Origin of the sequence: Pseudovibrio denitrificans JCM 12308, assembly GCF_001310815.1 — a bacterium.
GTDB lineage: Bacteria > Pseudomonadota > Alphaproteobacteria > Rhizobiales > Stappiaceae > Pseudovibrio > Pseudovibrio denitrificans.
In genome coordinates, this window is sequence record NZ_BAZK01000014.1 from 81,963 (window position 1) to 98,672 (window position 16,710).

The window sequence follows — 16,710 nt, forward strand, 5'->3', positions numbered from 1 at the left end:
TTCTTATGCTTTGGGGGCAATCTGCAGCTGAAGACTGATAGTGCTACGCCTAGCAGCAACAGGCTCCTCTCACATTGCCAGCGACACGCCTGAGGGCTCTCCTCAGGCGATTTCTTCGGCGTAGAAGGGGAGGTGTTTGCGGAGGCGGATGTAGGTGATTTCGCAGTTGAGGTCTTCGTCGAATTTGGTTGCCTCGAACACGTCCTCGTACTTCATGTGGTGATAGAGGCCCAGGGCCCGGTCGTTCTGGATGAGGACCGAGATTTCTGCGGTGTGGTAGCCGCGGGCCGCGATGCGGCGTTCGGCTTCTTCTACCAGTGCGGTGCCCAGTCCGCTGCTTTCGTAGTCCGGGTCGATCCAGAGGTCGGTGATGAAGTTGTCGGCGTGCTCTGTTGCTGCAAAGCCGAGCACGCGGTCTTCTTTCACGGCCACCACAATCTGATCCAGACAGGCACTTGCAAAATCCGTGAAGGACGCTTTGCTCATGGTGTCGTGTGCCACCTGCGGCACGTGGGGGCCGATGCCCCGTTTCCATGAGGCCAGACCGACTGTTCCGATCTGCGAGATATCTTTTGAGCGAGCACTACGAATTTCAAAGGTCTTCATCAGACTGATCCACCTTTCTCCGGTCCCTTCAGCATCTCCCGCAAGTCTCGCTTCAGGATCTTGCCGTAATTGTTCTTCGGCAACTGCTCCATAGCGATGTACTGCTTCGGACGCTTGAAACGCGCGATGTTGTCAATGCAGAGCTGGTCGAGCTCTGCGAAATCAACGGTCTTTCCCTTTTCTGGAGAGATGATAGCCACCACCTCTTCGCCCCACTCTTCATGGAACCGACCGACTACTGCGACTTCAGATACATCCGGATGCATCAGCAGAATCTCTTCCACTTCGCGAGGATAGATGTTGGATCCGCCCGAGATGATCATATCCTTCGAGCGGTCGTGCATGGTGAGGAACCCATCCTCATCCAGCGCACCCATGTCGCCTGTTTTCAACCAGCCATCGATGATCGTGGATGCCGTTGCGTCCTCATTGTTCCAATAGCCCAGCATGACTGCTGAACCGGACACGACAATCTCGCCAATCTCACCATTGGGCAGGTCTTTCATGTCCTCTCCTACCACACGGACACGAGACGCGACTTGAGCTACCCCAACTGACTTCAATCTTTCTTGCCATCGGGGATGTTTTCTGTCGCACACCTGCTCACGGCTCAGCACGGTGATGGCCATGGGGCATTCGCCCTGCCCGTAGATCTGCGCGAAGCGCGGGCCAAGAACGTCAACGGCTTCAACGATATCGGCGAAATACATAGGCCCGCCGGCGTAGATGATGGTGTCCAACCCCTCGCCCGTCGCACCTGTGGCTTTGGCAACTTCCACCAGCCTGTGCACCATTGTGGGGGCCGCGAACATAGCAATCCTGCCGATTTTTGGAGCGATTTCCAAAATCTCGGCTGCGTCAAATCCGCCTGAGACCGGACAGACGTGTCTGCCACCGGCCACAACGTGCATGAAGCTGTAAATCCCTGCACCATGAGACATGGGAGCTGCGTAAAGCGTGGCGTCTTCGTGCGTGGGCGTGCCGATGCCTGCATAGTAGCCGAACATCATGCTCTGGATGTTTTGCGAGGACATCATCACCTTTCGGGCGGCCTGTGGTGCCGGAGGTGTAGAACAGCCAGACCATGTCCTGCGCGTCGATCGGAACTGGCTCGGCCAACGGCTCAGCCTTGAGCATGTGCTGGAAGCTATCCTGATCTACCGAGATGACTTTGGTATTGGTCTGATCGATCTCCCTGATCAGATCCTCGCCCACATCATCAGAGATGAAGACGGCTGTGGCCTGCGCGTTCTCAATGATCCACGCGGCTTCCTTTGGGTGTAGCTTTGCGTTGATCGGGATTGCTGCGGCACCAGACCACCAGATGCCGTAGCTGGCTTCCAGATACTCCGTGCGGTTTTTCATGAAGATGGCAACGCGGTCGCCTCTGGCCACACCGTAGTCCCGCTGCAACGCACCGGCGATGGCTGCAGAGCGTGCGCCAAACTCGCCATAGGTTGCCATCTGCTGCGTTCCATGAAAGAGCGCAGGTGCGTCCGGTGTTATTCTGGCTGTACGGGCCAGCCACTCTGCCAGGTTCATTCGGTCTCCCCCCTCAAATCAGATTGCTTCCCTCAAAAGCAATCCTTCTGCCGCTGTCTCATCGCCTTTCAGATCATGACGATAACGCACTGTTCACTCACGTATTGTTATTGGTCTGGGAGCGTCGTGGTGACGAACTTTGGTTAGCAGCTTCACTCAAACTTCAAGATGCGCATACTATAGTTTTTTGCAAGTCTGGGTATACGCCTCTTGTTTAACGCAATTTCCAAGTTTACGCTGCGGTTTTCTGCACTTTACATCTCTTTGTTGCTCAGAACATCCCATGTTCTGCATAAATTCAACTCATGGTTTTATAAGGACGCCTGTGATGAACCTTCAAAAAGCTGGCGGAATAGCATCTCTTATTGAAGCGGCCACCTACATCATTGGCTTTGCTCTTTTAACGACTTTACTGGCAGATGCGGGCTTTGGAGAAGACGGCAGTGATGCGAACCTGCTGGCATTCATCGTGTCCAATCAGAGCCTTATGTATCTCTGGAACTTCATCATCTACATCGTCAACGCAGTGTTTCTGGTGGTGCTGGTGATTGCTCTGCATGATCGGCTAAAGGCAGCGACGCCGGGCCTTTCGCAGGTTGCCGCCGCTTTTGGGTTGATCTGGGCCGGGTTGGTTCTGGCCAGTGGCATGCTCGCCAACATTTCTCTGGCCGAGGTTTCTGCCCTTTACGCGCTGGACCATGACGAAGCGCTGGTGATGTGGGCGACCTTGAGCAACGTGCAAGAAGGCATTGGTGGTGGAAACGAGATCACCGGTGGGCTTTGGGTGCTGCTGCTGTGCTGGGCAGGCCTGCGGGGTTCCAGCCTCTCGAAGGGCCTGAGCTGGCTTGGCGTGATCATCGGTTTGGCTGGCATTGCCACGGTTGTTCCGGGTATGAGCGAGCCGGGCGGTATCGTCTTCGGCCTCGGCTTTATTATCTGGTTCATCTGGGCAGGTGTTTATCTGCTCAGACATGGTGAGGCTTCCTCTTAGAAAGCTGCTCACCTACAGCCTGAAGCAATGATCTGCAAATAGCTCTTAGTTGCATTTGTAACGGGTAACACTTACCTGTGATGAATATTCATTTGATCATTGCTGAGGCATTTATGGGTAAAATCAGTAGAAGAGCTTTTCTTCTTGGGGGAGCCGCGTTTGCAGGGGCTGCCGGTTATCATTTTCTTTCACCCTCCCCTCGTTCCTATGGCGGCGCTTTTCCAATTGAGCCGCAATCCGAGACAACCGGCACCCTTTTGAGCGATGCTGGTGAGCTGACGCAGGTTAGTGTTAAGAAGCACGAGACCTTCTCTGGCCTTTCCAGTGGTGCGCTGCGCAAAGAGATGGCCGCACAGCTGAAGCAGGCAGCAGATGAGAACCATCCTGTGATGGCGAGCGTTGCCCGGCATTCCATGGGCGGTCAGTCTCTGCCTACCAACGGGGCGGCCCTCTCCCTGCATGGCGGAACGATTGAGCTGCATCCGGAGCGCAAAAGCTATACGGTTTCAGGCGGTGTGCGGTGGCATGAGGTTATCTCAAAGCTGGATGAAAACGGCTTTTCACCTGCAGTGATGCAATCCAACAACGACTTTGGCGTGGCCAGCACATTTTCCGTCAATGCGCATGGCTGGCCGGTTCCCTTCTCCGGGTGTGGGTCAACGGTTCGCTCGCTGGAAATCTTGCTTGCTGATGGTCAAGTGCAGCGTTGCAGCCCTACGCAGAACAGTGAGCTGTTCAACGCGGCGATGGGTGGTTACGGGCTGTTTGGCATCATCACCGAGTTGGAACTGGATATGGTTCCCAACAGCCGATTGGAGCCAGAGTTCATCGAGTTGCCATCTGCTGAGTACGGCCTGCGCATGCAGCAGGTGTTGGCGGAAGATCCTTCCATTCAGATGGCTTATGGCCGTATGAACGTGGACAGTGATCGCTTTTTTGAAGACTCGATGCTGATCGTTTATCGCCCGACTGACAATCAATCTGACCTGCCAGCCGCGAGCGGTTCCGGTTTTATCAGCAAGGCCTCCCGGCATATTTTCCGTGGTCAGCTGAACTCTGAGGGCATCAAGAAAGTACGCTGGGGGATTGAAACCGGGATCGGGGCTTCCCTGAACAGCGGTCCTGTCACCCGCAACAGCTTGCTCAATGAGCCCGTTGTTACGCTGGATGATAAAGACCCGACCAGAACCGACATTTTGCATGAGTACTTTGTTGAGCCAGCCCGGTTTGCCGAGTTTGTGCAGGCTTGTCAGGATGTCATCCCCTCCTCCTATCAGGAGCTGCTCAACATCACTCTGCGCTACGTTCGCAAAGACACACAAAGTGTGTTGCCTTTTGCGCCAACGGACCGGATTGCAGCCGTAATGCTGTTCTCTCAGGAAAAGTCAAAGCGTGGGGAAGCGGATATGGCTCGGATGACCCGTGACCTCATCGAGCGTACGCTCGCCATTGGCGGTACCTACTACCTGCCTTATCGCCTGCATGCCACGCAGGACCAGTTTGAGAGATCCTATCCGAACCATCAAAGGTTCATCGAGTTGAAGCAGAAGTACGATCCGCAGATGCGGTTCACCAACCAGCTTTGGGACACGTACATGGCAGCAAAGGAGCCTTTGAATGTTTAGAAAAGTCGCATTTGCGTATGCGTGATCCTGTTTGCTGTCACCTCACTGAACTACATCCCCGGCATTCCGGATGAGAACGGGTATGTTTTCGGAATTTTTGCGCTGGATCTGTTTGACGACAGCCTTCATGCCGCCAGTGCGTTATGGGCGTTAATCGCGGCTTTGATCTCGCAGAATGCCTCGCGGATTTTTCTGCGCTACTTTGGGGCATTGTATCTGGCTGATGCGGTTTTGGGACTGCTGACCGGATCTGGTTATCTGGACTTTGGCATCTTTACGCTTGGCTTCCAGTCCTATCCGCTTGGCTTCAAAGTACTCGCCAACCTGCCGCATTTTGCATTGGGCAGCTTTGCTTTGGCAGCAAGCTTTTGGGGCGGAAACAGCATTGGGAAGGAGAGCCCAAGTGAAGCTTCTTAAACGGCTTTCCATCGGCCTCCTGTGTGTGCTTCTGGTGATCGGCATTGGTGCTGCGGCACCTGTTCTTTATGTGGAACAGGCCTGCACGTCAGCCGAGATTGCCGATACCTATCAAAGCACTCTGGAGCCTGCTCACAAACGCGAGGAAGCCCGCACGTTTCTGACTTATCCTGAATGGCACATCGTTTATGCCTATGAGGATTACGCTACAACGCTAGAAAACGGCATGCCGCATGAGTTCAACTATCTGAACGCCATTGGCAGTTTCTGGTCCAGTCTGTGCGCGCTGAAAAGTGAGGCGGATACGCGTGGTGCAGCTCAGTTTGACACCAAGGCCACCATTTACACCATCGGCATCAGTTTCTCTTTTGAGATGCTGATGAAAGCGGCCTATGAAGAAACTCTGGGCCGACTGGCAGCGATCACCAGCTCGAACAACACTTCTTTGCAGGACCAGCTGGAGTACAGCATTTCAGCTGAGTACGCCAAGTTCCTGCATCAGACGCCCTGGTACAAGTTCGATTTTGACAATGCGCGTGCAAAACTCAACCAAGCCGCAACTAATGATGGGGTGCGCAGTTGGGAGCGCTGGTTTGCGCTGAACCTGGAGTGGTGGGCCAAAGCTCAGTATGCCAAAGCCATTGCTGCGGCGGTGGATACGATTGGCCATGACGAGCTGACCATGCGGTCCGTCATCAGCAGTTCCCATGGTACAGATGTGCTTGCAGAGTATGATCTCAAGGTGGTTCAGCAGCTTGGCGATAAGTTTGTCATCGAGACACCTCGGTATCGCAAGTTTACAGAGCTCGCGCTGCGCCTTTCAAAAGACGGCGTCCTATTCCATGAGATTGCAGGCAATGATGATATTCTGATGTCTGTTTTGAAGCAGAGTTCTGCCAAGAACCCGAGCTTGTCAGCAGCGGCAATCCTTTCCGAAACAGAGCGGAATACAGGGGATCAACAAAGGTTACTCATTCAATCAAAGGTTCCAGCCCTTTCCGTCACACTCGATGAGCTGAAACAGCAAGGTATCACCATTGAGCACATCTACGACTACTAGCGAGGCCTGAGTTGAGCAAGTTGAAGCGTGTTGCTCTTATCCTTGCTGCCATCACACTGGCATGGGGGGCCATCGGGCTCGCCGTGCCCTTTGTTGGCAGTGTGGATGAGGTCGCTGTGCCCTATCCTCAAAGCCTGCAGATGGAGATGCTTCCCGCTTCCGTCAGGATACTGAGCTACGACGACAAGATCGCCGTGTTCGCAAGCGACACCCCACAGCTTGCCGCAAAACTCTACAAAGCCGGCGCGTGGATCGTCCTCCCCGCCTCAAACGGCAGCTGCCTCAATCTGTCAGAACTGACGAAGCCTGCCCGCAAACAGCCTGGCACGGAGGGTGCGGGGATTTCAGAGAGCTGAGATGTGAAAAAAGGGAAAGAGCGGCACAGCTGTTTCCGGAACACAAACAGATGCTTGCGCGGAGAACTATCGGACAAAATTTTAGGAGAGAATGGCTGGGGTGGTAGGATTCGAACCTACGATACACGGTACCAAAAACCGTTGCCTTACCACTTGGCTACACCCCATCGCTGTGTGTGGGCCGGGTTATAGCTTTATGATTTGGAATAGGCAACCACTCAATTTCTTTTTGCTGTGAGAAACTTACAAGTGTTCCACAGTTGGGTTTATTTCAGTGTGGCCCAGCAGATTTCTGCTGCTGTGATTTTCAAAAGAGCCAGCTTGATCTTAGGAGGCTGGGTCTGGTTCTCCGTCTCCTTTTGGCTTTCCTTCTGCGTTTTCATCAGGTTGAGTCAGTTTTGAACGATCCTGCGCGATGAGCATGTAGACGTTGGGCACCACGAACAACGTGAAGAGCGTGCCGATGGACAGGCCTGTTGCGATCACAAGTCCCATGTTGAAGCGTGAGGCCGCTCCTGCTCCGCTGGCCAGCACCAGCGGGATAACGCCGAGCACCATGGCGGCTGTCGTCATGAGGATCGCACGCAAGCGGATTTGCAAGGCACCAACCACGGCTTCCCGTTTGGTTGCGCCCTGATTTTCCTGCAGTTCGCGGGCAACTTCCACGATGAGAATACCGTGTTTGGAGATCAGGCCCATGAGCGTGATGATGCCGACCTGCGTATAAATGTTGATGCTGGCACCGCCCAGCCCAATGTTGATGAAGAACAGCGCTCCTGCGATGGACATGGGCACGGAGACGAGAATGATGATTGGGTCGCGGTAGCTTTCAAACTGGGCTGCGAGCGTCAGGAAGATGATGAGCAAAGCAAAAGCGAAGGTGACAACAAAGCCGCTGCTTTCCTGCTCAAACTGACGGGATTGCTGGGCATAGTCCACATCGTATCCTTCTGGAAGCTCTTCTGCTGCAATCTGTTGTAGAACCTGCAAAGCCTCTGCCAGAGGTACCCCGAAGCTCGGCACACCTGAAAGGGTCATGGAGTTTTGCTGCTGGAAGTGTGGGATGAACTCTGGCGTAACTTGCATATCAAGCGTCGCCACACTGGAGAGCGGCACAACTGTGCTTTGTGGGGCGATGCTGGTTGAAGAACCACCGCCGCCAGAACCACCTGATGCAAATGTGGTGGTTGTCGTGACAGGAGCGGATGCACCGCTTTGTGCAGCGCTACTGCTGCTGCCGAAACCGCTGGCTGCCGGGTTACTGCCGGAGCCGCTGCTGAAAGCTGCACTGCCACCACCACCGCTAGCCCCACCACTACTACCAGAGGCCGCACCGCTCTGCGCGCCACCACTCGAAGACCCACTGGGCGTGGGCGTGCTGTTGGGTACACTGATGTAGGTGTCGAGAAGCTGCTCCGGGTTGAGGCGATCGTATTGAATGATCTGCGGAATAACCCTGTAGGAGCGGCCATCAAAATCGAAGTAGTTGATGTAGCCGCCGCTCATCATAGCCGTCAGGGATTGGCCAACATCCTGCAGGGTGAGCCCGAGTTCGGCGACCCGATCGCGGTCAATGTTGATTTTGCCCTGCGGTTTGTCGATCTTCAGATCCTTATCGATGAAGATGAACTTGCCGGAGTTCTGCGCTTCTTCCAGAACCTGTGACCCAACTTCGTAGAGCTTCTCGACGGGTTGAGTGGTCTTGATAACGAACTGAACCGGCAAGCCGCTACTGCCTGGGAGTGGTGGGTTCTGGAACATCACCGTTTCAAAACCTGTTACCCCTTCCATGAAGGGCTGCATTTCATACTGTAACTCGGTGGCTGTTTTATCGCGCTCATCCCATGGTGTGAGCAAGACACCGGACAGAACGCTGGAAGAGAGCACCAGCTGGAAGACACCTTCAACCTCAGAGTACCCATGAGCAATACGGTAGATCTCTTCGGTGTAGAGCATTTTCTGCTGCAAGGTGGCGGAAGGTGCTGGTGTTGACTGGGCCAAAACCAGCCCCTGATCTTCCTGCGGGGCCAGCTCTTGCTGGGAGGTGGAATAAAGGACCGGAATACTGGCGAGGATCAGGAATGCGAACGTGAGAACGACCGGGCGATTATCCAGTGATGCTTCCAGCGCACGTAAATAGCGTTTGCGGAAGCGGTCGTAGATATCGTCCACTGTTCTAGTCAAGGCGTCGTCCCAACCGGTCGACTCCTGAGATCTGGCCTTCAGGATTTTGGAGCTCATCATTGGTGTTAGTGTAAGGGCGACAATGGCTGAGATGGTTACGGAGCCCACCACTGTGAAGGCAAACTCAGTGAACAGCGCTCCTGTCAGGCCGCCCTGAAATCCGATGGGGGCATATACGGCGACGAGAACTACCGTCATCGCGATAATGGGTCTGCCCAAGTCCTGCCCGGCCTGTACGGCGGCACGGAACGGCGTGCTCCCTTCAGAGATGTGTCGTTCTACATCTTCCACCACGATGATAGCATCATCCACCACGAGGCCAATGGCGAGCACCAAAGCGAGTAGGGTCAGCAGGTTGATGGAGTAGCCGAGCACCAGCATGATGAAGAATGTGCCGATGAGCGAGAGCGGGATTGCGATGACCGGAATGGCAACGGTGCGTGGTGAGCCAATGAAGAGGAAGACCACGAAAGTCACGATCACCAGTGCCTCAACGAGTGCGCTGATCACCTCATCGATTGCAGCGTTGATGAAGAGGCCGGAATCGTAAACGATTTTGGCTTCCAATCCCGGAGGCATAGCTGCCTGAACATTTGGGACAAGCTGGCGCACTTCCTCCAGCATGGCGAGCACGTTTGCGGATGGGGCCGCTTGAACACCGAGATAAACGGCGGGTTTTCCTGAGTAGAGAACGGCCTGATCATAGTCCTCTGACCCCAGCACCACTCTGCCCACATCACGCAAACGGATAATGGCACCATTGTTTTGAGTAACCGCCAGCTCGCGGAACTCCTCGACATCCGTCAGGTTGGTGTTGGCCGTCAACTCCACCTGCACCATTTGCCCTTTGGTGTTGCCGACCCCGGAAATGAAGTCGTTTCGGGCCAGAGCATTTGAGACATCAGTGCCCGTCAAACCGTAAGCTGCCAGCTTTTCCGGATACAGCCAGACGCGGATGGCAAAGCGTTTTTCGCCATACAGCTCAGCGTTCTGTACGCCTTCAATGGCCTGCACCTGCGGCTGGACCACGCGGACGATGTAGTCAGTGAGCTGGTTGCGGTCGATCACGTCTGAGGTGAAGCCAATATACATGGCATCGATGGTTTCACCGATCTGGATGGTCAGCACCGGGTTTTGGGTTTCCTGCGGCAGCTGGTCGAGCACGGAGCTGATCTGGGTGTTGATCTCCGTCAGCGCTTTATCAGCGTCATAGTTGAGTACCAGATTGACTGTGATGGTGCTGACCGTGCTGGCGCTGGTGGAGGTCATGTAGTCGATGCCATTGGCCTGCGCGATGGCTTCTTCCAATGGGGTGGTGATGAAGCCTGCAACCGTTTCAGCACTAGCACCAAACAATGTGGTGGAGATGGTGATGACGGCGTTTTCTGTTTTAGGATACTCCAACACGGGCAGCAGGAAGATGGCACGCAGGCCCAGCGCCAAGATCATCAGGCTGATGGTGGAGGCCAGAACGGGGCGACGAACATAGATCTCAGTGAAGCTGTTCATGGCCCCTCCTACTGCTCGACTGGTTTCGGGTTAGGGTCATTGAGCGGCAGTACGGAGTTATCAATCACCACCTTGGAGCCATTGCGCAGTTTGAGCTGCCCAGCACTCACCACCAGTTCGTCCGCTTTGAGGCCTTTGGAGATGACGATCTGATCGCCGCGTTTTGAGCCGGTTTCGATGAAGCGCTGTTTAGCGGTGTAGACCGGCTTGTTCATGTGCATTTCGTCTGTCTTGGTCAGCACATACACTGTGATGCCATAGGAGTTGTAGGTGACGGCTGTTTGCGGCACCGTGACTTGCTCTTTCGGTGCGGAGACCACCGTTTCCACATCCGCGAACATACCCGGGATCAGCTCTTTGTTGGGATTGGCAAAGCGTCCGCGCACTCTGGCGTTACCGTTGGTTACGGTAACCTGCGCATCAACAGCAACCACTTTGCCTTTGATCGTCAGGTCGGGATAAGTATCGACCGAGACCTCGATCTCCTGCCCCTGCTTGATCGTGCTGAGAAAGCGCTGCGGGATGTAGAAATCAACGAAGAGATCATCAAGCTGCTGAAGATTGACGTAGGCCTGACCCGGATTGAGAAGCTGTCCGACACTCACTTGCCGAATGCCCAGTCGGCCTGAGAATGGTGCGCGTATGTTTTTCTTTGCGATGATCGCCAGTTGGTTTTGAACCTGTCCCTGCAGGTTCTTGAGGTTTGACCAGTCGACATCGATCTGCTGCTTGCTGACGGCGTTGACTTTGTATTGCTTCAGATCTCTGTCGAGGGTCTGGCGAGCCAGTGTTTCCTGAGCTTGCAGGGACTTTAGCTGTGCCACTTCCTGCGTGGTATCCAGCTCAATCAGCAACATGCCTTTTTGAACATCCTCGCCGGAAGAGAAGTTGATATGTGTGATTGTGCCCGGCAGTTCAGGGGTCAGGTCTGTTCCCATGATGGCGATGAGTGTGCCAACGGCGGAGACTTTGTCTGTCCAGAGCTGTTTGGTGGCTTTGTAGGAGGAGACGGTTTCGATCTTGTTCTGCAAGCCTGAGACGATTTTGCTGAGGACCCGGCCTTTATAGAGCTGGAACGCATAGAGACCACCAAACGCGATGCCCACGCAAATCAGCATGATGATCATATTCTTTTTGATGTTGGGCTTTTTGTGTTCACTCATGGCTGGTTCACCGGCTGTATCTGCTTTCGATTAAACGGCGGTACAGCCGAGATGATGGTGAGAGGTCTTCCGTCCCTGATTGGCGCGGCATTCGGACGGTTCCACCAACCGCCGCCCAGCGCGATGAAAAGAGCGACTGTATCTGTGAAGCGGGCGGCCTGAGCCTGCACCAGATTGATTTTCGCTTGCTGATAGGTCTGCACTGCGAGCAGCAGTGTTGTCAGATCAATGGCGCCCACATTGTATTGCTGCTGTGTCAGGCGCAGGCTTTTTTTTGCAGAACGTTCCGCTGCCAAGCTGGCTTTCAACGCACGGGCATCATTCTCCAGCGCGCTGATGGCATTGGCTGTATCTCCAAATGCCGTCACAACGGTTTCACGGTAGTTGGCGGCAGAGGCTTCAAAGGCAGCAACTGCGGCCTTGCGTTGGCTGTTAAGCGCTCCAGCATCAAAAATAGTTTGCGCGATTGATGTGTTGATTTGCCATGCACCTGTTCCAGAAAAGAACAGGCGATTGAAAACATCAGATTCGTTGCCAACGTTCCCAGTAATTTGAAAACTAGGAAGCTGGTTTGCCAGAGCAACCCCGATGTTTGCACTGGCCTCCCAGAGCTGCGCCTCCGCAGACCGCACATCTGGGCGTTGAGCAACCAGTTCTGACGGTAAGCTCAAAGGCAGTTTTCGTGGCAACTTCAGATCCGCAAGATCAAACTCCTTCACGATGTTCTGGGTCGGGTAGAAACCACCTAGCGTCTTGATCTGGTTCTTCTGAACAACCAGCTGTTGTTGCAGGGGTGGCAGCGTCGCTTTGGTTTGCTCCAGTGTTGCAAGCTGTTGCAGGACCTGACTCTCATCCACACCACCCAACCTGAACTGTGCCCGCAGAATGGAAAGTTGCTTCTGCTGGACCTTGATGATTTCTTCCGTGGCACGGATCTGGCCTCTTAGGGAGGCTCCAAGATCACCGCATTTAGCAGGTTGGATGTCAGCATCAGGTGCGCTGCCTCAACCTGAAACTGAGTGTATTGGATGTTCGCGACTTGCGCTTCAATGTTTCGGCGTGTGCCTCCCCAAACGTCGAGCGTATAAGAGATGGCCAGTGATAAACTGTAGGTCGTGAAGAACGGATTCAAGTTCGCCACGATCTCGCTAGCACCGCCCCCACCAATCGGGAACTTCTGCCGGTTGCGACTGGCGTTGCCGGTGACTGTTGGGTAGAGCGCAGCACCAGCAGCATAGGCGTTTTCCTGTGCCTGCCTGAGATTGGCTTCTGCCTGCGCAATTGTGGGACTGTTAGCGACAGCGAGACTTACATAGGTGTTGAGGGCCTCAGATTCGAACAGCTCCCACCACTCTCCGGGCAGGTCTCTTTGAGTGGAGAAGTTTTGTGAGGCCCCGCCTTGTATGTCTGCAGAAACTGTAGCGCCGGGATCATTGCGGACATAACGGGCTTCAGGGGATAGTTCAGGACGCTTAAAGTCCGGGCCAACCATACAGGCGGAAAGCAAAAAGAGCAGAGGCAGTCCTGAACGCCCACGCAACGCAGGCGCAAGAGACATTGTCTTCTTGCTGCTTAACCCGTACCAGAAACTCAACAGTGGTGCTCCAATGACCTGCATCTTTTATTGGCGGAGAACGAAGCTATACGCACACTTAAACACTGGCCAAGAACACGGCTTATCTAAGGGTACTTGATGCTGATTTTGCAGGTCAAACACGCTTCTGGTGTGGGGTGGGTTATCCCAAACTAATGGTGTGATGCGTCCTATTTTACCTAGTTATATTAGATGGTTAAGCTGCGAAATCCTATGGGATGCGCATTTTCGATGTGGCTTAGTGCAGGTCTGACACACGCTCAGAAATCATGGAGAGGAGCAGCTTTTCATAGGCATCGATCGCGCGTTCCTGAGAGAAGTCGCGGGCTCGGGTCGCCAGTGTATCATCGGAGCGGTCGCACTTAACGGCTGCGAGGATTGCTTCTGAGAGTTTATCGGCATCACTAGCAGGCACCAGCCAGCCATTGCGGACGTCACTGAGCACTTCCCTCGCCCCTGCCCCACTGTCGAGAGCAATGACTGGTGTGCCGAGTGCCATGGCGCGGACCATCTCTCCGGGGACGCTGTCTTGCTGGGAGGTAGAGACATAAACGTTGGCAGCGCGGAGGAAGCGTTCTGGTTTCTCGACCTCTCCCGGTATGGTGACGATGTCATCCAGCGCGAGGTTTGAAGCGAGCAAACGCATCTCCTCCTGATCCTCACTGCGTCCAAGAAGATAAGCTCGCAGGTTGTCTTTGTAGCGACTGAGGGCCATGGCGCGCAGGAGTTGGTGGTTGGCATTCTGGCTGGATGTGCCGCCGACACTGATCACCTTGCTGGCCCCATGGGGATCGAACCAATCCTCCTCTATGGGTTCCGCCGCCGTTTCAAACACGTTCATTTCGACAAGAGGATTGTAGATGATGCAGGTCTTTTCCTTGGGTACTTGCTCGCAAAGATCGACCACATGCTCGATGGATTTGAGCGTACAGATTACCCTGTCAGCATCACGGTAGAGCAAAGGAACTGCAATGGTTGCTGCGCTCTTTTGGGTTTCTATCGCCAGATTGCTGGAGATGGTCACTGAAGAATGCAGCGTGATTGCAACGGGTACTTTAAGACGAGAGCGAGTTTTGACGGCGCTGAGGCAGGCGATGTTGCTGCCGGTGCCGTGAGACAAAATGATGTCCGGCTTTTCTTTCTCCACCATGCGGGCAACACCAGCAGCAGCGGCGGCAGCTCTGGCTTTTTCCAGAAAGACTGGTGTGATGCGCGGTGAGTAGTGGGAGAGATCTCTTGGCTTACCGGTAAGGGTGATCAGCGTGATGTTGTGTTGGCGCGCGGCAAGACCGTTGGCGACCACCTCGGTGATCTCTGTAATGTCTTCATCAAGGAAGCTTTCCTGAACAATAAAGAGCTTCATGACGCGCCCCCGGCCCCCCGGTCGATCTGGTGCGTCTTCAGACACCCGGAAACCTGGTTCAGAGAGCTTGCACCGAAGCTCAATCTAGAAATCTACGGTGTTGTTCTCAATCTGGTTGATTTGATACCCGGTTATCTCCCAATGCAATTATCAGGGTAATTTCGTACTTGGCACCCCATGTCCGGCACATCTGGATCTGTCCGCACAAGCTTAGTGGTTTTATTGGTTTCTACCGCTGGTATGAAAATGAATCACATTGCTGCAGCACAACACTTTTTTCTGCATTTCAATGATGATTTGCCCTTTAAAAATTAGGAGCTCCCGCCTATTGTGCGCGGCAGCAAATTCAGTTCAAACGTGTAGATTAAGCCTCCTATGAACACTCAGGCAAACTATGTGCTCACCCTTTCCTGCGGAGACAGAAAAGGGATCGTTGCAGCGGTTGCTAACTCAATCGCTTCTCAAAACTGCAACATCTGCGAGAGCGCCCAATACGGCGATCCAGAGACCAACCGCTTCTTTATGCGCATTTCCTTCAATGCACCTGAAGGGATGACCAAAGAGCAGTTTGAAGAGGGCTTTGGCCCTGTGGCAACGGGCTATGGTTTTGACTGGAAAGTGCATGACCTTTCCAAGAAGCCACGTGTTCTGGTGCTGGTTTCCCAAATGGGTCACTGCTTGAACGATCTGCTCTACCGTAATTCCACCGGTCAGCTGCCGATGGACCTGGTGGCGGTTGCTTCCAACCACACCAAGTACCAGTCCCGCGTTGAGCATGAGCAGATTCCATTCCATTATCTGCCGGTGACCAAAGAGACCAAGGCTGAGCAGGAAGCCCAGATTGTGGAGCTGGTGGAGCGCGAAAACATTGATCTGGTGATCCTTGCGCGTTACATGCAGATTCTCTCCAACGAGCTTTGTGAGAGGTTGGCTGGCAAGGTGATCAATATCCACCACTCTTTCCTGCCTAGCTTTATAGGTGCAAAACCATATCACCGGGCCCATGCACGCGGCGTCAAGATGGTTGGTGCCACAGCGCACTATGTGACCGCTGACCTTGACGAAGGCCCGATCATCGAGCAAGACGTGAGCCGGGTTGAACACTTCCATTCGGTGAACGAACTCATTGCCCAGGGGCGTGATACGGAAAGTCAGGTTCTTGCTCGCGCTGTCCGCTATCATCTGGAGCACCGAATCCTCCTTAACGGTGATCGTACCGTGATCTTTAAATAGGACTTGCCATGAGTGAGGCTCTTATTATCGACGGCAAAGCCATTGCTGCATCTGTAACTGACGAGATCACTGCGCGTGCTGCGCGCCTTGAATCTGAAACAGGTGTCAAGCCAGGGTTGGCTGTTGTGATTGTGGGTGAAGACCCTGCCAGTCAGGTTTATGTACGCAACAAGGGCCGGACTGCAAAAGCATGTGGTTTCAACTCCATCACGCACACCTTGCCGGCTGATGTGAGTGAAGAAGAGCTGCTCGCTCTTGTGACGAGTTTGAATGAAGACGAAGCTGTTCACGGTATTCTCGTGCAGCTGCCTCTGCCAAAGCACATCAACGAGAACAAAGTTCTTGATCTGATCAAACCAGAAAAAGACGTCGACGGGTTCCATCCGATCAACGTAGGTCTTCTGGGCAGCGGCAATACGGACCGTGCATTGGTGCCATGTACACCAGCAGGCAGCGTGCTGCTGGCGAAGAAGGCACTGGGCGACGATCTATCTGGCAAAACTGCTGTGATTGTTGGCCGTTCCAACATTGTCGGCAAGCCGATTGCACAGCTGCTGCTTCAAGAACACTGCACTGTGACCATCGCGCACTCCCGTACAAAGGACCTGCCGGATGTAGTCCGAAGTGCGGATATCGTGATTGCTGCTGTTGGTCGTCCGCAGATGATCAAAGGCGATTGGCTGAAGCCGGGTGCTACTGTGATTGACGTTGGTATCAACCGCATTCCTGCGCCTGAGAAAGGTAAAGGTAAGACCCGCCTTGTTGGTGATGTGGCGTTTGATGAAGCGCTTGGTCATACAGCGGCGATTACGCCAGTTCCACGCGGTGTTGGGCCGATGACCATCGCCATGCTGATGAGCAACACGCTGACCGCTGCGCGCCGCCTGATGGGGCTGAGCGAAGAGCCGCCGCTCTTTGAAGCGCTGAACAGCTAAAACAGATTTTCAGGAAAGGCTCCGACACTCCATCGGAGCCTTTCTTTTTTCAGTTGCGCTCCTACCCCGCGCCCCCTGTGCTTTACAGCACATTGTTTTTATTTACACTTTTCTCACTAGTTGTATTTTCTG

Annotated in this window: 13 protein-coding genes, 1 tRNA gene and 1 pseudogene; 7 read left to right on the forward strand and 8 right to left on the reverse strand. The window is 54.1% G+C overall.

The features are described 5' to 3' along the window. Nucleotides 1-102 precede the first annotated feature (102 nt). Both JCM12308_RS18330 and JCM12308_RS18335 read right to left on the reverse strand, forming a co-directional pair. Nucleotides 103-606, reverse strand: coding sequence for a GNAT family N-acetyltransferase (locus tag JCM12308_RS18330; protein ID WP_054784691.1), 504 nt, complete (start codon nucleotides 604-606; stop codon nucleotides 103-105). Then, nucleotides 606-2,148 (reverse strand): annotated as a pseudogene (locus tag JCM12308_RS18335) (class I adenylate-forming enzyme family protein). The gene JCM12308_RS18330 and the pseudogene JCM12308_RS18335 overlap by 1 nt, the downstream one beginning before the upstream one ends. A 328-nt stretch (nucleotides 2,149-2,476) precedes the next feature. On the opposite strand from JCM12308_RS18335, the gene JCM12308_RS18340 reads away from it, so the two are divergent. From JCM12308_RS18340 to JCM12308_RS18360, 5 genes are all read left to right on the forward strand, one after another. Continuing rightward, complete coding sequence (locus tag JCM12308_RS18340; protein ID WP_054784692.1) at nucleotides 2,477-3,139, forward strand: DUF4386 family protein; 663 nt, start codon at nucleotides 2,477-2,479, stop codon at nucleotides 3,137-3,139. A 113-nt stretch (nucleotides 3,140-3,252) separates the two neighbouring features. Continuing rightward, nucleotides 3,253-4,764 carry an FAD-binding oxidoreductase gene (locus JCM12308_RS18345; RefSeq protein WP_054784693.1) on the forward strand — a complete coding sequence of 504 codons (1,512 nt, stop codon included), beginning with the start codon at nucleotides 3,253-3,255 and terminating at the stop codon, nucleotides 4,762-4,764. Between the two features lie 21 nt (nucleotides 4,765-4,785). Continuing rightward, nucleotides 4,786-5,181, forward strand: a complete 396-nt coding sequence (locus tag JCM12308_RS18350; protein ID WP_244271948.1) for a DUF4383 domain-containing protein — start codon at nucleotides 4,786-4,788, stop codon at nucleotides 5,179-5,181. Beyond that, nucleotides 5,168-6,241, forward strand: a complete 1,074-nt coding sequence (locus JCM12308_RS18355; protein WP_054784695.1) for a hypothetical protein — start codon at nucleotides 5,168-5,170, stop codon at nucleotides 6,239-6,241. The genes JCM12308_RS18350 and JCM12308_RS18355 overlap by 14 nt, the downstream gene beginning before the upstream one ends. An 11-nt stretch (nucleotides 6,242-6,252) precedes the next feature. After that, complete coding sequence (locus JCM12308_RS18360) at nucleotides 6,253-6,597, forward strand: hypothetical protein (protein WP_054784696.1); 345 nt, start codon at nucleotides 6,253-6,255, stop codon at nucleotides 6,595-6,597. A gap of 92 nt (nucleotides 6,598-6,689) precedes the next feature. Here the strand turns inward: JCM12308_RS18360 and JCM12308_RS18365 are convergent. The 6 genes from JCM12308_RS18365 to JCM12308_RS18385 form a co-directional block, all read right to left on the reverse strand. Continuing rightward, nucleotides 6,690-6,764, reverse strand: a tRNA-Gln gene (locus JCM12308_RS18365). Between the two features lie 160 nt (nucleotides 6,765-6,924). Then, nucleotides 6,925-10,290 (reverse strand): efflux RND transporter permease subunit, encoded by a 3,366-nt coding sequence (locus JCM12308_RS18370; protein WP_054784697.1) that lies wholly within the window; start codon nucleotides 10,288-10,290, stop codon nucleotides 6,925-6,927. A gap of 8 nt (nucleotides 10,291-10,298) precedes the next feature. Beyond that, nucleotides 10,299-11,453, reverse strand: a complete 1,155-nt coding sequence (locus JCM12308_RS18375) for an efflux RND transporter periplasmic adaptor subunit (RefSeq protein ID WP_014284073.1) — start codon at nucleotides 11,451-11,453, stop codon at nucleotides 10,299-10,301. Then, nucleotides 11,450-12,436, reverse strand: a complete 987-nt coding sequence (locus JCM12308_RS32435; RefSeq protein WP_208978746.1) for an efflux transporter outer membrane subunit — start codon at nucleotides 12,434-12,436, stop codon at nucleotides 11,450-11,452. The genes JCM12308_RS18375 and JCM12308_RS32435 overlap by 4 nt, the downstream gene beginning before the upstream one ends. Then, complete coding sequence (locus JCM12308_RS32440) at nucleotides 12,397-13,011, reverse strand: TolC family protein (RefSeq protein ID WP_208978735.1); 615 nt, start codon at nucleotides 13,009-13,011, stop codon at nucleotides 12,397-12,399. The genes JCM12308_RS32435 and JCM12308_RS32440 overlap by 40 nt, the downstream gene beginning before the upstream one ends. Before the next feature lie 274 nt (nucleotides 13,012-13,285). Then, nucleotides 13,286-14,410, reverse strand: coding sequence for a glycosyltransferase (locus tag JCM12308_RS18385; RefSeq protein WP_054784698.1), 1,125 nt, complete (start codon nucleotides 14,408-14,410; stop codon nucleotides 13,286-13,288). Nucleotides 14,411-14,785: 375 nt separating this feature from the next. Between JCM12308_RS18385 and purU the strand changes: the two genes are divergently transcribed. After that, complete coding sequence (purU, locus tag JCM12308_RS18390) at nucleotides 14,786-15,643, forward strand: formyltetrahydrofolate deformylase (protein ID WP_008552676.1); 858 nt, start codon at nucleotides 14,786-14,788, stop codon at nucleotides 15,641-15,643. Nucleotides 15,644-15,651: 8 nt separating this feature from the next. Further along, complete coding sequence (locus JCM12308_RS18395; RefSeq protein WP_054784699.1) at nucleotides 15,652-16,578, forward strand: bifunctional methylenetetrahydrofolate dehydrogenase/methenyltetrahydrofolate cyclohydrolase; 927 nt, start codon at nucleotides 15,652-15,654, stop codon at nucleotides 16,576-16,578. Nucleotides 16,579-16,710 lie beyond the last annotated feature (132 nt).

Excerpts from the sequence above, each read along its gene's own strand:
- JCM12308_RS18340 (WP_054784692.1), top strand. The coding sequence starts at position 2,477 with ATGAACCTTCAAAAAGCTGGCGGAATAGCATCTCTTATTGAAGCGGCC.
- JCM12308_RS18330 (WP_054784691.1), bottom strand. The coding sequence starts at position 606 with ATGAAGACCTTTGAAATTCGTAGTGCTCGCTCAAAAGATATCTCGCAG.
- JCM12308_RS32440 (WP_208978735.1), bottom strand. The coding sequence starts at position 13,011 with ATGTCTCTTGCGCCTGCGTTGCGTGGGCGTTCAGGACTGCCTCTGCTC.
- JCM12308_RS18385 (WP_054784698.1), bottom strand. The coding sequence starts at position 14,410 with ATGAAGCTCTTTATTGTTCAGGAAAGCTTCCTTGATGAAGACATTACA.
- purU (WP_008552676.1), top strand. The coding sequence starts at position 14,786 with ATGAACACTCAGGCAAACTATGTGCTCACCCTTTCCTGCGGAGACAGA.
- JCM12308_RS18345 (WP_054784693.1), top strand. The coding sequence starts at position 3,253 with ATGGGTAAAATCAGTAGAAGAGCTTTTCTTCTTGGGGGAGCCGCGTTT.
- JCM12308_RS18370 (WP_054784697.1), bottom strand. The coding sequence starts at position 10,290 with ATGAACAGCTTCACTGAGATCTATGTTCGTCGCCCCGTTCTGGCCTCC.
- JCM12308_RS18375 (WP_014284073.1), bottom strand. The coding sequence starts at position 11,453 with ATGAGTGAACACAAAAAGCCCAACATCAAAAAGAATATGATCATCATG.
- JCM12308_RS18395 (WP_054784699.1), top strand. The coding sequence starts at position 15,652 with ATGAGTGAGGCTCTTATTATCGACGGCAAAGCCATTGCTGCATCTGTA.